Origin of the sequence: Streptomyces sp. NPDC005566 (assembly GCF_040605575.1) — a bacterium.
GTDB lineage: Bacteria > Actinomycetota > Actinomycetes > Streptomycetales > Streptomycetaceae > Streptomyces.
Genome location: NZ_JBEXDB010000014.1, coordinates 63,671 through 79,443, shown reverse-complemented (window position 1 = coordinate 79,443; position 15,773 = coordinate 63,671). Strand labels below are relative to the sequence as shown.

Annotated in this window: 18 protein-coding genes; 7 read left to right on the top strand and 11 right to left on the bottom strand. The window is 70.5% G+C overall.

The annotated features are described in order from the left end of the window. Nucleotides 1–13: 13 nt before the first annotated feature. The gene (locus tag ABZS61_RS22470) at nucleotides 14–652 is read right to left on the bottom strand and encodes a DUF6230 family protein (protein WP_356423925.1); all 639 of its coding nucleotides are present in this window, start codon (nucleotides 650–652) and stop codon (nucleotides 14–16) included. 598 nt (nucleotides 653–1,250) lie between these two features. Next, the gene (locus ABZS61_RS22465; RefSeq protein WP_356423922.1) at nucleotides 1,251–2,216 is read right to left on the bottom strand and encodes a tetratricopeptide repeat protein; all 966 of its coding nucleotides are present in this window, start codon (nucleotides 2,214–2,216) and stop codon (nucleotides 1,251–1,253) included. 331 nt (nucleotides 2,217–2,547) lie between these two features. On the opposite strand from ABZS61_RS22465, the gene ABZS61_RS22460 reads away from it, so the two are divergent. Continuing rightward, on the top strand, nucleotides 2,548–3,174 hold the full coding sequence (locus tag ABZS61_RS22460; protein ID WP_356423920.1) for a TetR/AcrR family transcriptional regulator: 627 nt from the start codon (nucleotides 2,548–2,550) through the stop codon (nucleotides 3,172–3,174). A 21-nt stretch (nucleotides 3,175–3,195) separates the two neighbouring features. Here the strand turns inward: ABZS61_RS22460 and ABZS61_RS22455 are convergent, their stop codons facing one another. From ABZS61_RS22455 to ABZS61_RS22440, 4 genes are all read right to left on the bottom strand, one after another. After that, entirely contained in the window at nucleotides 3,196–4,896 is a 1,701-nt protein-coding gene (locus tag ABZS61_RS22455) for a methylmalonyl-CoA mutase family protein (protein WP_356423917.1), read from the bottom strand. Between the two features lie 107 nt (nucleotides 4,897–5,003). Further along, on the bottom strand, nucleotides 5,004–5,336 hold the full coding sequence (locus tag ABZS61_RS22450; protein ID WP_356423914.1) for a DUF3817 domain-containing protein: 333 nt from the start codon (nucleotides 5,334–5,336) through the stop codon (nucleotides 5,004–5,006). 55 nt (nucleotides 5,337–5,391) lie between these two features. Then, on the bottom strand, nucleotides 5,392–5,901 hold the full coding sequence (locus ABZS61_RS22445) for a MarR family transcriptional regulator (protein WP_356423911.1): 510 nt from the start codon (nucleotides 5,899–5,901) through the stop codon (nucleotides 5,392–5,394). A gap of 31 nt (nucleotides 5,902–5,932) precedes the next feature. Beyond that, complete coding sequence (locus tag ABZS61_RS22440; protein ID WP_356423907.1) at nucleotides 5,933–7,306, bottom strand: MFS transporter; 1,374 nt, start codon at nucleotides 7,304–7,306, stop codon at nucleotides 5,933–5,935. Nucleotides 7,307–7,376: 70 nt separating this feature from the next. On the opposite strand from ABZS61_RS22440, the gene ABZS61_RS22435 reads away from it, so the two are divergent. Beyond that, nucleotides 7,377–8,363: a DUF5937 family protein gene (locus tag ABZS61_RS22435; protein ID WP_356423904.1), complete on the top strand. Its 987-nt coding sequence runs from the start codon at nucleotides 7,377–7,379 to the stop codon at nucleotides 8,361–8,363. Between the two features lie 98 nt (nucleotides 8,364–8,461). Here ABZS61_RS22435 and ABZS61_RS22430 read toward each other — a convergent pair whose 3' ends face one another. Together ABZS61_RS22430 and ABZS61_RS22425 are read right to left on the bottom strand one after the other, a co-directional pair. After that, nucleotides 8,462–8,755: an MTH1187 family thiamine-binding protein gene (locus ABZS61_RS22430; RefSeq protein ID WP_327114513.1), complete on the bottom strand. Its 294-nt coding sequence runs from the start codon at nucleotides 8,753–8,755 to the stop codon at nucleotides 8,462–8,464. Next, nucleotides 8,752–9,102: a DUF3817 domain-containing protein gene (locus ABZS61_RS22425; RefSeq protein WP_356423900.1), complete on the bottom strand. Its 351-nt coding sequence runs from the start codon at nucleotides 9,100–9,102 to the stop codon at nucleotides 8,752–8,754. The genes ABZS61_RS22430 and ABZS61_RS22425 overlap by 4 nt, the downstream gene beginning before the upstream one ends. A gap of 169 nt (nucleotides 9,103–9,271) precedes the next feature. On the opposite strand from ABZS61_RS22425, the gene ABZS61_RS22420 reads away from it, so the two are divergent. The 4 genes from ABZS61_RS22420 (at nucleotide 9,272) to ABZS61_RS22405 (ending at nucleotide 11,890) form a co-directional block, all read left to right on the top strand. Then, on the top strand, nucleotides 9,272–9,904 hold the full coding sequence (locus ABZS61_RS22420) for an AIM24 family protein (protein WP_356424318.1): 633 nt from the start codon (nucleotides 9,272–9,274) through the stop codon (nucleotides 9,902–9,904). Further along, nucleotides 9,904–10,554: an AIM24 family protein gene (locus ABZS61_RS22415; RefSeq protein WP_329207259.1), complete on the top strand. Its 651-nt coding sequence runs from the start codon at nucleotides 9,904–9,906 to the stop codon at nucleotides 10,552–10,554. Before ABZS61_RS22420 ends, ABZS61_RS22415 begins: the two co-directional genes overlap by 1 nt. Then, the gene (locus ABZS61_RS22410; protein ID WP_356423897.1) at nucleotides 10,551–11,318 is read left to right on the top strand and encodes an AIM24 family protein; all 768 of its coding nucleotides are present in this window, start codon (nucleotides 10,551–10,553) and stop codon (nucleotides 11,316–11,318) included. The genes ABZS61_RS22415 and ABZS61_RS22410 overlap by 4 nt, the downstream gene beginning before the upstream one ends. Before the next feature lie 95 nt (nucleotides 11,319–11,413). Next, entirely contained in the window at nucleotides 11,414–11,890 is a 477-nt protein-coding gene (locus tag ABZS61_RS22405; RefSeq protein WP_351178559.1) for a MarR family transcriptional regulator, read from the top strand. 35 nt (nucleotides 11,891–11,925) lie between these two features. On the opposite strand, the gene ABZS61_RS22400 is transcribed toward ABZS61_RS22405, so the two are convergent. After that, nucleotides 11,926–13,377 (bottom strand): HAMP domain-containing sensor histidine kinase, encoded by a 1,452-nt coding sequence (locus tag ABZS61_RS22400; protein ID WP_356423893.1) that lies wholly within the window; start codon nucleotides 13,375–13,377, stop codon nucleotides 11,926–11,928. Next, nucleotides 13,374–14,036, bottom strand: coding sequence for a response regulator transcription factor (locus ABZS61_RS22395; protein WP_356423890.1), 663 nt, complete (start codon nucleotides 14,034–14,036; stop codon nucleotides 13,374–13,376). The genes ABZS61_RS22400 and ABZS61_RS22395 overlap by 4 nt, the downstream gene beginning before the upstream one ends. Before the next feature lie 116 nt (nucleotides 14,037–14,152). Between ABZS61_RS22395 and ABZS61_RS22390 the strand changes: the two genes are divergently transcribed. Next, nucleotides 14,153–14,713 carry a PepSY domain-containing protein gene (locus tag ABZS61_RS22390; RefSeq protein ID WP_356423887.1) on the top strand — a complete coding sequence of 187 codons (561 nt, stop codon included), beginning with the start codon at nucleotides 14,153–14,155 and terminating at the stop codon, nucleotides 14,711–14,713. 74 nt (nucleotides 14,714–14,787) lie between these two features. On the opposite strand, the gene meaB is transcribed toward ABZS61_RS22390, so the two are convergent. Further along, complete coding sequence (gene meaB / locus ABZS61_RS22385; protein WP_329215047.1) at nucleotides 14,788–15,756, bottom strand: methylmalonyl Co-A mutase-associated GTPase MeaB; 969 nt, start codon at nucleotides 15,754–15,756, stop codon at nucleotides 14,788–14,790. Nucleotides 15,757–15,773: the final 17 nt, after the last annotated feature.

Below are 15,773 nucleotides of genomic sequence, written 5' to 3'. Positions count from 1 at the left end.
CCGGGCGGAGTGCTTAGTAGCACTCCTTGACGCCGTTGTAGAGCTTCATGCTCAGGCCGCTGAGCTTGAAGGTTCCGGCCGTGGTCGCCCACGCCGTCTGCTTCACGTTCCGCAGCTGAGCACGGTCCGCCTGCTGGGCGAAGCCGTTCTCGTTGACGTTCTCGCCGGACTTGATGGCCGGACCCTTGGTGGCGTCCTTCGCCGCAACACCGATGTCGATGTTGGTGAACTCGGCATCGGCCTGCAGGTCCGCGACGTCGATGTACAGGTTCTCGGCAGAAACCGGCGTCTTGCCGCCACCGGCCTTCAGCTGAAGGCTGACCGAACCCAGGAGCGGGATGTCCGGCGTGACGACGGACTGGCACATGTTCGTGATCTCAGCCGTCTTGAACGACGAGATCGCGACCGGGTGCAGAGTCTTCTTGTCACCCTTCATCTCCGCGTAGCCGGCGTCTATGCCGCCGTACTGCGAGAAGCCGTGACCGTCGAGGTAGTCGGCCGACACCTTGAACGACTGGCCCGACACGCTGAACGACGCGGCGAGCGCACCCTGCGCAAGCCCGACGCCCACCGCAGCGGTCGCGAGAACGCTCGGCACCATGACCAGAGCGAAACGCTTCCATCTGGTTCCACCGCGAACTTGGGAACTCATAAATTTCCTCCTTCTCGGACGTACATCTCCGGTACGGGCATCGTGCCCGTCCTGGGATGGGAGAAGTGCTACGTCCTCGGGAAGGAGAGCGCCCGGACCGGAGGCGCGTACCGCATCCGAATCACCGGCGATCACCCCCGAGCGACAACCACTGGTCACGCGTCTGCGCAACCGGTTCGGACAGGCCCTGCCGAAGGCAGGAACCCCCCTGTCCGCGATCGGCACCACTGCCGCCGACCACCCGGTGGGGACCCAACTGGCCGCTGACGCCGACTGGTGGTCGGGCTGGCGGGTATTGGACCGAGCGTGGCCGATCGTGGTGCATTCGCGGCCGCGACACAAGGGGGGTCGTTACTCGCTAGTAACGACCCGATAACCAGGGTGCGACAGGGGGGTACCGTCCGGCCACACAGGGTGGCATCAAAGGGGCGTGCGAACGGTGTGATTGGGGTCCTAAAGCGGACAGATCCCAGGGTGCGATTTACTACGAGTAACAGCGCGTACTTTTATCAAGATTTGGTAAAGCGAAGGCGCTCATTGTCGTTCGCCCGCGAAAACGGCCGTGGCGCCCCTGGGGCACCACGGCCGTGTTGTCACATCAGAACAAGACGCGCGCCAGGGCCGTTCGCGCGGCGATGACCCTGGGATCGTCCGGGCCGATCACCTCGAAGAGCTCCAGAAGACGCACCCGCACCATGTCCCGGTCATCGCCGAAATTGCGGCGGACGGTCTCGACGAGGCGCCCGAAGGCGTCCTCGACATGGCCACCGACGAGATCCAGGTCCGCGGCGGCCAGCTGGGCCCCCGGGTCGGCCGGGTTGTCCGCGGCGTCCTTGCGGACCCGCTGCGGATCCAGGTCGGCGACCCTGGCGAGCAGTTCGGCCTGGGCGAGGCCGAGTTTGGCCTCGGTGTTGGCCGGGTCGTCGGCGAGCACGTTCTTGTACGCCTGGACGGCACCGCTGAAGTCATTGGCGTCCAACGCCTGTGCGGCGGCTTCCAGAAGCGCGTCGTACGGCCCCGCGGGCACCTCGGCCCGGACACCGTCCTCCTCCGCTTCCACGGCCGCGTCCGGGTCGACCACGATCCCGGTGAGGCCGAACCGCTCCTCGCCCACCTGGATCAGCTGGTCCAGCGTCTGGCGGATCTGACTCTCGGGGGCCGCGCCCTGGAAGAGCGGGAGCGCCTGCCCGGCCACCACGGCGAAGACCGCGGGAATCCCCTGGATCCCGAACTGCTGCATCAGCATCTGATTGGCGTCGACGTCGACCTTGGCGAGCACGAAGCGGCCGTTGTACTCGATGGCGAGGCGCTCCAGGAGCGGGCCGAGCTGCTTGCACGGCTCGCACCACTCGGCCCAGAAGTCGATGACTACCGGGACTTCGGCGGAGCGCTGGAGGACGTCGTTCTCGAAACCCGCCTCATCGACGTCGATCACCAGGGAGGCGGGGGCGACCCCGCCGCCACCACCCTGCCTGGCGGACTCCGCTCGGGCCTGCTCCGCCTTCGCCTTGGCCTCGCCGGCCGCCTTCACAGCGGCGAGGTCGACGACGCCGCTCATGGACATGTTCCTAGGCTGCATACGTACATCCTCCCCCCTGTGCGCACGGATTCGGAAAGCGATCCGTGAACCGCCTCCGTCCACAGCCGTGCCGGTGTGCGCGGCGCATGGACGGAAACGGTTCCGGGGCCCTGAAAAGCCCCGTTGTCGGTGCCGGATCCCCACCCGGCACCTGTGGCTGTCGATCGGTCGTGGCGCGGGACGCATGAGCCGTCGTCCTTACGCTACGACCCGTAGCGTAACTGGCCGGACCCCCTCCCGGGCAAGAGCGGCCGGTGATCTGTCTCACGGGCACCGGGACCGGTCAGTGGTACTTACCGGCCGGTATGGTCACCGCATGCTGAGCCGCAGCCACCCCAAACCCACCCGATCGGGACGTCCGCGCAGTGCCGCCGCCGACGAGGCGATCCTGGAGGCGACCCGTGAGTCGCTCGTCGACCTCGGCTGGTCGAAACTGACGATGGGTGATGTGGCGACCCGCGCGGGGGTCGCCAAGACGACCCTCTACCGCCGCTGGGCCGGGAAGAACGAGCTGGTCGTGGACGCGGTCGCGGTTCTCTTCGACGAACTGGAGCTGCCCGACCTGGGCAGCCTGTCGGCCGATGTGGAGGCCGTGGTGCTGCAGTTCGCGGCGCTGCTGGAGCGGCCGGAGACGAAGACGGCACTGATGGCGGTGGTCGCGGAGTCGACCCGCGACGCGGCACTGCGTGACCGGATCAGGAACTCCATCGTGGACCGGCAGAAACGCCTGGTCCTCGAGGGCCGGGCGCGCGCGCAGGAGCGCGGCGAACTGCCCGCCGAGCCGGATGCGGAGACGGCGGCCCGCACCGCGGATCTGATCTTCGATGTGATCGCCGGTGCGGTCGTGCACCGGGCGCTGGTGAGCGCCGAGCCCGTCGATGCCGACTGGGCCCGGCGCTTCACGCTGCTGCTGCTCTCGGGGCTGGGAGCAGCCTCCGCCTAGAAGGCGCGCAGGGGCTGCTCGTCAGAAGCCGGGCGGCTCCGTGTAGGTGCCCCACTCGTCGCGCAGCACGCCGCAGATCTCGCCCAGGGTCGCCTCGGCCCGCACCGCTTCCAGCATCGGCTCGATCATGTTCGAGCCGTCGCGGGCTGCGGCCAGCATCGCGTCCAGCGCGGCGCCGACCCGGGCGGCGTCCCGGCTCTCCTTGCGTCCGGCGAGGTCGCGCACCTGATCCCGCTCGACCTCGTGGCTGACCCGGAGGATCTCCAGGTCGCCGGTGACCGAGCCGAGCGCGACGTTGACGCCGACGACCCGCTTCTCGCCCTTCTCCAGCGACTGCTGGTACTGGAAGGCCGATTCGGCGATCTCGCCGGTGAACCAGCCGTCCTCGATCCCGCGCAGGATGCCCGAAGTCATCGGCCCGATCGGGTGCTTGCCGTCCGGGTGGGCCCGGGTGCCGCGCTCCCTGATCTGGTCGAAGATCTTCTCGGCCTCGGCCTCGATGCGGTCGGTGAGCTGCTCGACGTACCAGGAACCGCCCAGCGGGTCGGCCACGTTGGCGACGCCGGTCTCCTCCATCAGCACCTGCTGGGTACGCAGGGCGATCTCGGCGGCCTGCGCGGAGGGCAGCGCGAGGGTCTCGTCCAGGGCGTTGGTGTGCAGCGAGTTGGTGCCGCCGAGGACGGCGGAGAGCGCCTCGACCGCGGTGCGTACGACGTTGTTGTACGGCTGCTGGGCCGTGAGCGAGACGCCGGCGGTCTGGGTGTGGAAGCGGAGCCACTGCGCCTTGTCGGTCTGCGCTCCGTACGTCTCCTTCATCCAGCGGGCCCAGATGCGGCGGGCGGCACGGAACTTGGCGATCTCTTCGAAGAAGTCGAGGTGCGCGTCGAAGAAGAAGGAGAGGCCCGGGGCGAAGGTGTCCACGTCGAGCCCGCGGGAGAGGCCGAGCTCCACGTAGCCGAAGCCGTCGGCCAGCGTGTACGCGAGCTCCTGCGCGGCCGTCGCTCCGGCCTCGCGGATGTGGTAGCCGGAGACGGAGAGGGGCTTGTAGGCGGGGATGTCGCGGGCGCAGTGCTCCATCAGGTCGCCGATGAGGCGCAGGTGGGGCTCGGGCTGGAAGAGCCACTCCTTCTGCGCGATGTACTCCTTGAAGATGTCGGTCTGGAGCGTCCCGTTGAGGACTCCCGGGTCGACGCCCTGGCGCTCGGCGGCGACCAGGTACATGCAGAAGACCGGGACGGCGGGGCCGCTGATCGTCATCGAGGTGGTGACGTCGCCGAGCGGGATGTCCTTGAAGAGGACCTCCATGTCGGCGGCGGAGTCGATGGCCACACCGCAGTGGCCGACCTCGCCGAGGGCGCGGGGGTCGTCGGAGTCGCGGCCCATCAGGGTCGGCATGTCGAAGGCGACGCTGAGGCCGCCGCCGCCCGCGTCCAGGATCATCTTGTAGCGCTCGTTGGTCTGCTCGGCGTTACCGAAGCCGGCGAACTGGCGGATGGTCCAGGTGCGGCCCCGGTACCCGGTCGCGTGGAGCCCTCGGGTGAACGGGTACTCGCCGGGCCAGCCGATCCGCTCGAATCCCTCGTAGGTGTCGCCGGGGCGGGGCCCGTACGCGGGCTCCACCGGATCCCCGGAGAGCGTGGTGAAGTCGGCGTCGCGCTTGCGGGCCTTGTCGTAGCGGGCCTGCCAGCGAAGGCGGCCTTCCTCGATCGCGTGAGCGTCCATGGTTCAAATTTACTAGGACGTCCTAGTAAATGTCGATGGCAAACCGCCCGGTGCTTTGCACGGGGCGGTTCGGCGGAGCGTGGAGGGGTACGGGCCGGGCGGCCCGGTCAGGCCTTGACGGTCTGCGCGGAGCCGTCCGCGATCAGCGGCTCGACCTCCTGGACGATCTTGCGCTCGACGAAGAACGCAGCCGTCGGGATGGTGCCGGAGACCAGCACCCAGAGCAGTTTGCCGAGCGGCCACTTCGCCTTGGAGCCGAGGTCGAAGGCGAAGACCAGGTAGATGATGTAGAGGAGACCGTGGGCCTGCGAGACCACGAGGGTGAGGCCCTCGCCGGTGTCGAATCCGTACTTGAAGACCATGCAGGTGCACAGCACCAGCAACATGACGGCGGTGACATAGGCCATCACCCGGTAGCGGGTCAGCACACTGCGTTTCATGGCATCGAGACTAGCCGGACGACCTGGGCGATCTTGCAGCGCCCTGCCCCCGCGGTCACCGGTCCTCGAAGTCCTGGGCGGCCACCCGCAGCGGGCGCAGCATCGCGAAGATCTCGGCGCACTCCTCGGCGTCGTACGCCCCTAGCCCGAAGTCCATGGCCATCAGGTCCTGCGTGGCCGCCTCGACGACCTCACGGCCCTTCTCGGTGATGGAGGCGAGGGTTCCGCGGCCGTCGTTGGGGTTGGGCCGCTTGTCGACCAGCCCGGAGCGCACCAGACGGTCGACGGTGTTGGTCACGGAGGTGGGGTGCACCATGAGCCGCTCGCCGATCTTGGACATCGGCAGCTCACCGGCTTTGGAGAAGGTGAGCAGGACCAGTGCCTCGTAGCGGGCGAAGGTCAGCCCGTACGGCTTGACCACCGCGTCGACCTCGGCGAGCAGGATCTGCTGGGCCCGCATGATCGAGGTGATCGCTCCCATGGAGGGCACCGGCCCCCAGCGCCGGTGCCAGAGTTCCTCGGCGCGGGCGATGGGATCGAAGGGAAGGCTGAGCGGCTTCGGCACGGCACGACCTTACCCACTGGTCACATGCCGGTCAGCCCTGTCTCGCACTTCGGTACCGGACGCCTGTTCTACGCACTTCGGCGACCAGGAAGAGGGTGCACACGGTACCGATGACCCCGGAGGCCGCGACCACCTGGTGCACCGGGAAGAACTCGGCGGCCAGACCGGCCAGGGCCATGCCGACGCCCTGGACCGTCATCAGACCGGCGGTGAGCAGGGTCATCGCCCGGCCCCGCAGGTGCTCGGGAACCGCGTCGACGAACCACTGGTCGAGCCCGATGACGTACGCCGCCCCCGCCCCCGTCAGGACGAGGGCCGCCACGGTCAGGGCCATGCCCGGCCGGAACGCGTACACCACCAGGGGCAGCAGTCCGAGCGCCGCCACCGGCAGGACGATCCGCGAGCGGGCCCGGGGACCGAGGACGGTCCCCGTGTACAGCTCGGCGCCGATGTGGCCGGCGGCCATGGAGCACATCAGCAGCCCGAGCGCGGCCGGTCCGACACCGATCGCGTCCGCGTACGGTGCGGCGAGCGCCTCCGGAGCGACCACGAAGAGTGCGGGCACCCAGAACAGGAGCATCAGCGCCCGGATCCTGCGGTCGGCGAGCAGGACCCGCGCGCCGGCGAGCGAGTCCCTCATGAGCGCACCGCCCTCCTCGCCGCCGGTGCGGGCGGGCCTGGCGCGGGTGCCCAGGCGGAGCAGCGCGGCCGAGCAGAGGAACGTGCCCGCGGTGATCGTGATGGCCCCGCGGGGGGACAACGCCGCGAGCAGCACCCCGCCGGCACCGAAGCCGACGAGCAGGGCGCTCTGCGAGACAAGGCGCAGCAGCGAACGCCCCAGTACGTAGAGGTCGCCCTCGCCGAGGATGTCGGTGAGGGCCGCCATCCGCGTCCCGGTGAAGACCGGCGCCACGGCGGCCACCAGGCAGCGCAGCGCGAGGAGCCCGCCGACAGGGGTGCCCGGCAGCACCATCACGGCGACGCAGCCGGCACAGATCAGGTCGCAGGTGACGAGGACCCGGCGGGCGGGGTACCGGTCGGCGATCCCGGCGAAGAGCGTGCCGCCGACGAGGTACGGGAGGAAGCCGAGCGCGAAGGTGAGCGCGGAGAGCAGGGGCGAACCGGTCAGGTCGTAGACGAGGACGGTGAGTGCGAGCTCGCTGACGACGACGCCGAGGAGGGACAGCAGGTGCGCGGCGAACACGGCACGGAACTCCCGCACGGCGAACACGGCACCGTAGCCCTCCGCGGGCTTTTCGGCCGGCCGCGGAGGCTGCTCCCGGAGCGCGGGCGCCGGGCCCGGGCCGGGGTGGGCGGCGCGCTCCGGGGGCACAGCCGGGGGCGGCACATCGGGGGCGGGAAGGGTGCGGGGTGTACCCGCCCGGTCGCGGTCGTCGCTCGGCATGGGCGCAGCGTGCCCGGCCGGATACCCCCGCCCGTAGACTTTCGGCTGACGCCGAAACTTGACGGGGCCCATGCCGTTCCACCTGTACTTCGACGAGAGCGACCTGCTCCGCTGCCGCTTCGCGCTGTCGCCGCTCTGGGAGACCCAGGAGGCAGTGCGCACCCTGTCGCGTCCCGGACGCCACGGCTACCACCTGCCCTGGCTGCGCCGGATCCGCGAGGAGGCCGCCGCCCTGGATCTCGAACCGCTCTGGCGGCTGATGCCCGAGGGCGGTCACAACCCGGACTTCGTGTGCCCGCCGCCCGTCGGCCCGTTCACCACCTTCGAGGAGGAGATCGCCGCCGTACGCGCGGTCGATCCGCTGGTCGCCCGGGACGACATGGCGCGGGCACTCGCCGACAAGCCCGGGAGCCTGGATTCGCCCGTGGGGCGGCGGATGCTGGCCGATCCCGCACGGGCGGTCCAGGAGCTCGCGGATCTGCTGGAGCGTGCCTGGCAGGTCCTGATCGAGCCGCACTGGCCACGGCTGCGGGCCCTGCTCGAGGCGGACATCGCCTACCACTCCCGCCGCCTGGCCGAGGTCGGCTTCGAGCGGTTGCTCGGCGAGATCAGCCCGCAGCTGCGCTGGTCCGGGTCGACCCTCACCGTGGTCGGCACCCGGGGGGACCACACCCGGGTCCTGGGCGGCCAGGGGCTCGTCCTCATGCCCAGCGTCTTCGTGTGGCCCGATGTCGTCGGCGGCTACGAGCCGCCGTGGCTGCCCGCGGTGATCTACCCGGCGCGCGGCATCGGCGGGCTGTGGACGGAGTCCGCCGAGCGGACTCCCGAAGCGCTCGCCCGGCTGCTCGGGAGGGCCCGCGCCGATGTGCTGTGCGCGCTGGACGAACCCGCCGGGACCAGCGCCCTGGCGCACCGGCTCTCGCTCGCACCCTCCTCCGTGTCGGCCCATCTGTCGGTGCTGCGCACGGCGGGACTGCTCACCTCGCGGCGGTACGGGCACCAGGTGCTGTACGAGCGCACGCCGCTCGGCATCGCCCTGACGGCGCAGGACCCGTGAGCGCGCCCAGCCTGCCCTGACCGACTACGGGGTGTTCGTCCCCGGACGGGACGAGCCCCCGGCATGCCGCCGAGGGCTCGCTGGACCGGGCGGCGGCGTCAGCCCGCGAGGTGCCGCTCGACCGTCTCGACCTTGGAGGTCAGTCCGTCGGTGACACCCGGCCGGATGTCGGCCTTCAGCACGAGGGAGACGCGGCCCGCGCGGGCCTCGACGGCGGCGACGGCCCGCTTGACGACGTCCATCACTTCGTCCCAGTCACCTTCGATGCTGGTGAACATCGCGTCGGTGCGGTTGGGCAGTCCGGACTCGCGGACGACCCGCACGGCGTCGGCGACGTACTCGCCGACGTCCTCGCCCACACCCAGGGGGCTCACGGAGAAGGCGACGATCATGCGCTGACCTTGCCTTCGGCGCGGGCGCGGGCGGCGATGACGCCGTCGGCCTCGTACTGCTTGAGGAGCTTGTCGCCGTAGAACCCGCCGAAGGGAACGACCGCGAGGAGGAAGAACAGCGCGACGCGCTTGAGCGGCCACTTGGCCTTGACCCACACGTCCAGCAGGAACACCACGTAGATCGTGAAGAGCAGGCCGTGCAGGGCGCCGAGGGGCGGCATCAGGAAGTCGATGTCCGAGACGCGCATCAGAAGCGAGCCGAAAATGAGCAGCGCCGGGAAGGAGAGCGCCTCGGGAACCGAGATGAGGCGCAGCCGGTGCAGGGCGCTGGCGGTCTTGATGTCCACGTGGGCACCTTCGGTGGGAGGGGGCGTTTCGGCTTGTGAACGCAGGCACAAGCACAGCCATTGTGGCATCGACCCCGGCCGGGTTGTCCCCGAGGGTCCACTCCGGGACACATCGTCCCCAGGGGCCCTGTTCCGTCGGGTGCGGCCGGGCTACCGTCACTTCGTGGCAATGTTCCGGCTCCAGGGCAGCAAGACGCTCGCCGTCGATCTGACGGGCGATGCGGTCAGAGCGAAGAACGGCTCGATGGTCGCGTACGACGGCCGGATGGCCTTCAAGAAGATGTCCGGCGGCGGTGAGGGTGTCCGAGGCATGGTGACCCGCCGGCTGACCGGCGAACAGATGACGATGATGGAGGTGAAGGGGCAGGGGACCTGCTATTTCGCCGACCGGGCGAGCCAGATCAACCTGGTCTCACTGCGCGGCGACAAGCTGTACGTCGAGGCGAGTAACCTGCTGGCCACCGACGCCGGGCTGCGCACCGGCACCACCTTCACCGGCCTGCGCGGCGGAGCGAGCGGCAACGGGCTGTTCACCACCACCGTCGAGGGCACCGGCCAGGCGGCGATCATGTCGGACGGCTCGGCCGTCGTGCTGCGGGTGACGCCCCAGTACCCGCTGAACGTCGACCCGGGCGCCTACATAGCGCACCAGGGAAATCTTCAGCAGCACTTCCAGTCCGGGGTCGGTTTCCGGACGTTCATCGGGGAGGGCTCCGGGGAGTCGTTCCAGATCCGCTTCGAGGGCGACGGCCTCGTCTACGTGCAGCCGAGTGAGCGGAACACCGTCGGAGGCGATGTCTGATGCCGTTCCGTGAGATCAATTCGAAGATGGTCGAGGCCACGGTGGTGCCCGGCCAGAAGATGTACAGCCAGCGGGGCGCGATGCTCGCCTACCGCGGCGACGTGTCGTTCACCCCGAACATCCAGGGCGGACAGGGCGGCCTGGCATCGATGATCGGCCGGCGGGTCGCCAACGAGGCGACCCCGCTGATGACGGTCGAGGGCAGCGGCACGGTGATGTTCGGCCACGGCGGCCACCACGTCCAGGTGATCGGACTGTCGGGGGACACCCTCTACGTGGAGGCCGACCGGCTGCTCGCCTTCGACGGGACGCTCCAGCAGGGCACGATGTTCATGGGCTCGCAGGGCGGCGTGATGGGCATGGTGCGCGGTCAGGTGACCGGTCAGGGCCTGTTCACCACGACGCTCAAGGGGCACGGGGCGGTCGCCGTGATGGCACACGGCGGAGTGATCGAACTGCCGATCACCCCGGGGCGCCCGGTACACGTGGACCCGCAGGCGTACGTCGCCCACCACGGCGACGTGACGAACAAGCTCTCCACCGCGCTGGGCTGGCGCGACATGGTGGGGCGCGGCTCCGGTGAGGCGTTCCAGCTGGAGTTGAGCGGCAATGGCGCGGTGTACGTCCAGGCGTCGGAGGAGAAGCTGTGAGCACGCCCGTGATCCACGATCCGATGACACTGCCGTCGGACGACAACGTCAACGCCTACACCTTCTGCGTGGAGCTCAAGGGGAGCCAGTGGTTCCTGCAGAAGGGCAAGATGATCGCCTATTACGGGCGGATCGACTTCAACGGCATAGGGCACGGCCGTTTCGACCGGCTGATCCGCACGAGCTTCCACTCCCCGCTGCACGCGAGCGACTGGGTGGTGGCCGAGGGCAGCGGGAAGATGCTGCTGGCGGACCGGGCGTTCGACGTGAACTCCTTCGACCTGGAGAACGGCAATCTGACGATCCGGTCCGGGAATCTGCTGGCGTACCAGCCGACGCTGGCGCTGAAGCAGTCGATCGTGCCGGGCTTCCTGACCCTGATCGGCACGGGGAAGTTCGTGGCCGCGTCCAACGGCCCGGTCGTCTTCATGGAGCCGCCGGTGCGGGTCGACCCGCAAGCCCTGGTGGGCTGGGCGGACTGCCCCTCACCGTGCCACCACTACGACCACGGCTACATGACGGGCGTGATGGGCGGACTCCGGTCGTTGACCGGGATCGGCGGTACGTCGGGCGAGGAGCACCAATTCGAGTTCGTCGGGGCAGGCACGGTCCTGCTGCAGTCGACCGAGGTGCTGATGCCCGAGCAGGCGACGGGCGCGACCCCGAACCAGCCGGGAGTCCCGGGCGGCGGCGGGGGTCAACCCGGGTCCATGCCCCGCATACCCGGTCAGCTGGGGGACCTCCAGCGTCGCTTCGGATTGTGAACGGTACTCTGCGGAGTGTGACGCGGGGCCTCGCGTGCGCGGAGTCACACCCCCCAATTTCGTCCGTCTTTCAACTTCTTAGGTAGAATCCATACATGGAGACCGAGACGGCCACCCGCTGGCTGACCGATGCGGAGCAGTGCGCCTGGCGCACCCACCTGGACGTCAGCAGGCTGCTGACCCACCAGCTGGAGAAGGACCTCCAGCCGTTCGGGCTGACCATGAACGACTACGAAATCCTGGTCAACCTCTCGGAGTCGGACGACCAGCGCATGCGGATGAGCGACCTCGCCGCAGCCACCCTGCAGTCCAAGAGCAGGCTCTCGCACCAGATCACCCGCATGGAGACCGCGGGTCTCGTGCGGCGTGAGCACTGCGAGTCGGACCGGCGAGGGCTGTACGCGGTACTCACCGACCTCGGCGCGGAGACGATGCGCAAGGTCGCGCCGCACCACGTCGAATCGGTGCGCAGGCACTTCATGGACCTGCTGTCCCCGGAGGCGCTCGCGGATCTGCACGCGGCACTGACACCGATCGCGGACCACCTGCGCGGACGACGCGGCAAGCCGTAGGACCCACGTCCGGATCAGGACGCCCGCGGGACCCGCTACGAACGCGGCAGCCGGAGCGTGAACAGCGCCCCGCCCTGCGGCGCCGTGCCCACCGTGAGTGTGCCGCGGTGGCGGGTCGCCACGTCGCGGGCGATGGCGAGGCCCAGCCCCGCCCCTCCGTCGTCCCGGCTGCGTGCGTCGTCGAGACGCACGAAGCGCTCGAAGATCCGGTCGCGCTCCCCCTCGGGGACGCCCGGGCCGTCGTCCGTGACCGCGACGAGCACATCGCCCCGGTCCGCCGACACGGAGACCGCCACCGAACGCTCCGCGTGGCGCTCGGCGTTGTCCAGCAGGTTGCCGACCACCCGGGTCAGCTGTCCGCGCGAACCACGGACCTCCAGCGGCCCGGACCCCGTGACGGACACCGCCACCGCGATCCGGTCCCCCATGCGCTGCGGGACCTCCTCGCGTACCAGCGCCCCCAGATCCACCACCGCCCGCCCCGGCCGCTCCCCCGCGTCCAGCCGGGCCAGCAGCAACAGATCCGCGGCCAGTACCTGCAGTCGTACGGTGTCGGCGACCGCGCCCGGCACATCCAGGAGCTCCGGATGCGCGGCGCCCACCTCCAGCTGGGTGCGCAGCGAGGCGATGGGACTGCGCAGCTCGTGCGAGGCGTCCGCGACGAAGCGCCGCTGCCGGTCCACCGAGGCTTCGAGGACCGTGAGGGTCTCGTTGGTGGTGCGGGCCAGCCGGGCGATCTCGTCGCGCGAGCCCGGCTCCGGCACCCGCCGGCCGAGGTCCTGGGACGCGGTGATCGCGGCCAGCTCCCGCCGGATGCCCTCGACCGGCCGCAGCGCGCGCCTGGTGACCAGCCAGGTGACCCCGGCGACGACGAGCAGCAGGACGGGCAGCCCGGTCAGCATCGTGGTGCGTACGGAGTCCACGGCCTCCTGTTCGGCGGCGAGCGGGGCTCCCGCGTGGACGATCACCGGAAGACCCGTCCGTGTGACGGCCTCGACGGCGGCGAAGCGGTAGTCGGCCGTATCGCCCTCGACGGTGGCGGTGCCGTTGCCGAAGTCGGGGTCGTCGGAGGAGACTTCGCCGCGGTCCGGGTCGCTGCCGCGGCTGCCGTCGTCCTCGTCCTCGCCGTCGTCACCGCGGCCGGAGTCGCCCCCGGAGCTCCCGGACGACGCCGAGGGAGCCGGGACGACCTCTGACGTCGTGGTCCCCGAAATGGCCTCCAGGCCCTCCGAGACGACCAGGACGCGCCCCTCCTCGTCGGTCACCTGGACCGGGTGGACGTCCTCGTCGCTCAGGTCCAGATCCTCGTACGGCACGTCCAGAGCGACCTGCCCGGCCACCTCGCGCGCCACGACCTCCGCCTCCAGGCCGGCCCTGTCCGTCAGGTTGCCGCGCAGCACCTGGAGCACGACCAGCCCGGCGGCCACCAGGGCCACGGTGACGACCAGGGTGGCGCCCAGGGCGGCTCTGGCCCGGACCGACCTCACAGCGCCTCCAGGCGGTAGCCCGCCCCGCGCACCGTGCGGATGGACGCCGCGCCGAGCTTGCGCCGCAGGGTGCTGATGTAGACCTCGACGATGTTCGGGTCGCCGTCGTACGCGAAGTCCCAGACGTGCTCCAGGATGTCCGCCTTGCTGACCACCTCGCCGGCCCGCAGAGCGAGCTGCTCCAGCACGGCGAACTCCTTGGTCGTGAGGGTGACTTCGTCCTCCCCCCGGTGGACCCGCCGCGCGGCGGTCTCCATCCGCAGCGTGCCGACGGTGAGCACCGGCGAGGCGGTGCCGCCGCCCCGGCGGCGCAGCAGCGCCCTGACCCGGGCGACGAGCACGACGTACGAGAACGGCTTGGTCAGGTAGTCGTCCGCCCCGGTGTCGAGGCCCTCCGCCTCGTCGTACTCCCCGTCCTTCGCGGTCAGCATCAGGATCGGCACGTCGTGGCCGGCGGCGCGCAGCTCGGCACAGACCCGGTAGCCGTTCATGCCGGGCAGCATGATGTCCAGGACCACGAGGTCGTGGACGCCCTCGCGGGCCCGGTACAGCCCTTCGAGACCGTCGTGCACGACATCCACGGCGAAGCCCTCGGCGGTGAGCCCCCTGGCCAGGGACACCGCAAGACGCTTCTCGTCCTCCACGATCAACAGGCGCATGGGGACAGCCTCCCAAACCGAACCTGAAGACGGCTTCAGGTGGCTTCAGGCTGCGTTCAGCATCGCTGGGCCAGTGTGGGTCCCGTCGCACCGCACACCCATCGGGGAGGAACCTCATGCAGCGCAACATCGCCGTCATCGCCGTCGCCGCAGCCGTGCTCATCGGCGGCGGAGCCGCAGCCGCCGCCGCTTTCGCGGACAACGGGAGCGGCGGCGACGACAGCAGCCGGAAGGACTCGGTCGCGGTGGCGGGCGGCTCGGTCACCGTCGACGACGCCGTGGCCGCCGCGCTGAAGGCCGTCCCGGGCAGGGTGATCGAGGCGGAGCTGGATGACGACGACGGCAACGGGCCGGTCTGGGAGCTCGACGTGTACGGCTCCGACAAGGTCTGGCACGACGTGAAGGTCGACGCGGACAACGCGAAGGTGCTGTCCGACCGGGGCGACGCCGACAACCGGCGCCCGGTGCCCGGTTCGGATCGTGTCTCCGTGATCGCCGCGGTGGACGCCGCACGCGGGGCGGAGCCGGGCACGGTGACGTCCGTGGACCTGGACGGCGACGACGGCACGCTGGTCTGGGACGTCGACATCGCGGGCAAGGACGGCAGGAACCACGAGCTGGACGTGGACGCCAGGACGGCCGACGTCAGCGGGAGCAAGGACGACGACGACAACTGACGGTCTCCCCGCGCCGTGCAGTGCCGTCCGGCGGCCTCCGGGCGGCCCGCACTCCCTCCGGAGGCCGCCGGCCGTCAGTCGTCGGCCGGGAGCCCGGTGAGTCCCGCCACCAGCTCGTCCGCCGCCGCGTACGGGTCGAGGCGGCCGGCCACGATCCGGGCCGCCAGCGCGTCCAGCCGCCGGTCTCCGTGGAGATCGGCGATCCGCTCGCGCAGGGCGGTGACGGCGATCGTCTCGACCTCGCGGGCGGCACGTGCCGTGCGCCGCTCGGCCAGGACGCCGTGCTCCTCCATCCAGGCCCGGTGCTTCTCGAGCGCCTCGACGACCTCGTCGATGCCCTCGCCCCGGGCGGCGACGGTCTTCACGATCGGGGGCCGCCAGTCGCCGGGCCCCCTGGACTCCCCGAGCCCCAGCATGTGGTTGAGCTCGCGGGCGGTGGCGTCCGCACCGTCCCGGTCGGCCTTGTTGACGACGTACACATCGCCGATCTCCAGGATTCCGGCCTTCGCCGCCTGGATGCCGTCGCCCATGCCCGGGGCGAGCAGGACGACGGAGGTGTCGGCCTGGGAGGCGATCTCCACCTCCGACTGGCCGACGCCCACCGTCTCCACGAGGATCACGTCGCAGCCCGCCGCGTCCAGCACCCTGATCGCCTGCGGGGCGGACCAGGCGAGGCCGCCCAGATGGCCGCGGGTGGCCATCGAGCGGATGTAGACGCCCGGGTCGGAGGCGTGCTCCGACATCCGGACCCGGTCACCGAGGAGCGCGCCCCCGGAGAACGGGGACGACGGGTCGACGGCCAGGACCGCGACCCGCTTCCCTGCCTTCCGGTAGGCGGAGACCAGCGCCGAGGTCGAGGTGGACTTGCCGACACCCGGCGAGCCCGTGAGCCCGACGACGTACGCATGACCCGCGAGCGGTGCCAGGGCCGCCATCACCTCGCGCAGCTGGGGCGAGGCCCCCTCCACCAGGGAGATGAGCCGGGCCACCGCACGTGGCCTGCCCTGGCGTGCCTGCTCGACCAGGGTGGGGACGTCCACCATCACGCTCGGTCTCCTCG

Excerpts from the sequence above, each read along its gene's own strand:
- ABZS61_RS22470 (WP_356423925.1), bottom strand. The coding sequence starts at position 652 with ATGAGTTCCCAAGTTCGCGGTGGAACCAGATGGAAGCGTTTCGCTCTG.
- ABZS61_RS22465 (WP_356423922.1), bottom strand. The coding sequence starts at position 2,216 with ATGTCCATGAGCGGCGTCGTCGACCTCGCCGCTGTGAAGGCGGCCGGC.
- ABZS61_RS22460 (WP_356423920.1), top strand. The coding sequence starts at position 2,548 with ATGCTGAGCCGCAGCCACCCCAAACCCACCCGATCGGGACGTCCGCGC.
- ABZS61_RS22455 (WP_356423917.1), bottom strand. The coding sequence starts at position 4,896 with ATGGACGCTCACGCGATCGAGGAAGGCCGCCTTCGCTGGCAGGCCCGC.
- ABZS61_RS22450 (WP_356423914.1), bottom strand. The coding sequence starts at position 5,336 with ATGAAACGCAGTGTGCTGACCCGCTACCGGGTGATGGCCTATGTCACC.
- ABZS61_RS22440 (WP_356423907.1), bottom strand. The coding sequence starts at position 7,306 with ATGCCGAGCGACGACCGCGACCGGGCGGGTACACCCCGCACCCTTCCC.
- ABZS61_RS22435 (WP_356423904.1), top strand. The coding sequence starts at position 7,377 with ATGCCGTTCCACCTGTACTTCGACGAGAGCGACCTGCTCCGCTGCCGC.
- ABZS61_RS22430 (WP_327114513.1), bottom strand. The coding sequence starts at position 8,755 with ATGATCGTCGCCTTCTCCGTGAGCCCCCTGGGTGTGGGCGAGGACGTC.
- ABZS61_RS22420 (WP_356424318.1), top strand. The coding sequence starts at position 9,272 with ATGTTCCGGCTCCAGGGCAGCAAGACGCTCGCCGTCGATCTGACGGGC.
- ABZS61_RS22415 (WP_329207259.1), top strand. The coding sequence starts at position 9,904 with ATGCCGTTCCGTGAGATCAATTCGAAGATGGTCGAGGCCACGGTGGTG.
- ABZS61_RS22405 (WP_351178559.1), top strand. The coding sequence starts at position 11,414 with ATGGAGACCGAGACGGCCACCCGCTGGCTGACCGATGCGGAGCAGTGC.
- ABZS61_RS22395 (WP_356423890.1), bottom strand. The coding sequence starts at position 14,036 with ATGCGCCTGTTGATCGTGGAGGACGAGAAGCGTCTTGCGGTGTCCCTG.
- ABZS61_RS22390 (WP_356423887.1), top strand. The coding sequence starts at position 14,153 with ATGCAGCGCAACATCGCCGTCATCGCCGTCGCCGCAGCCGTGCTCATC.
- meaB (WP_329215047.1), bottom strand. The coding sequence starts at position 15,756 with ATGGTGGACGTCCCCACCCTGGTCGAGCAGGCACGCCAGGGCAGGCCA.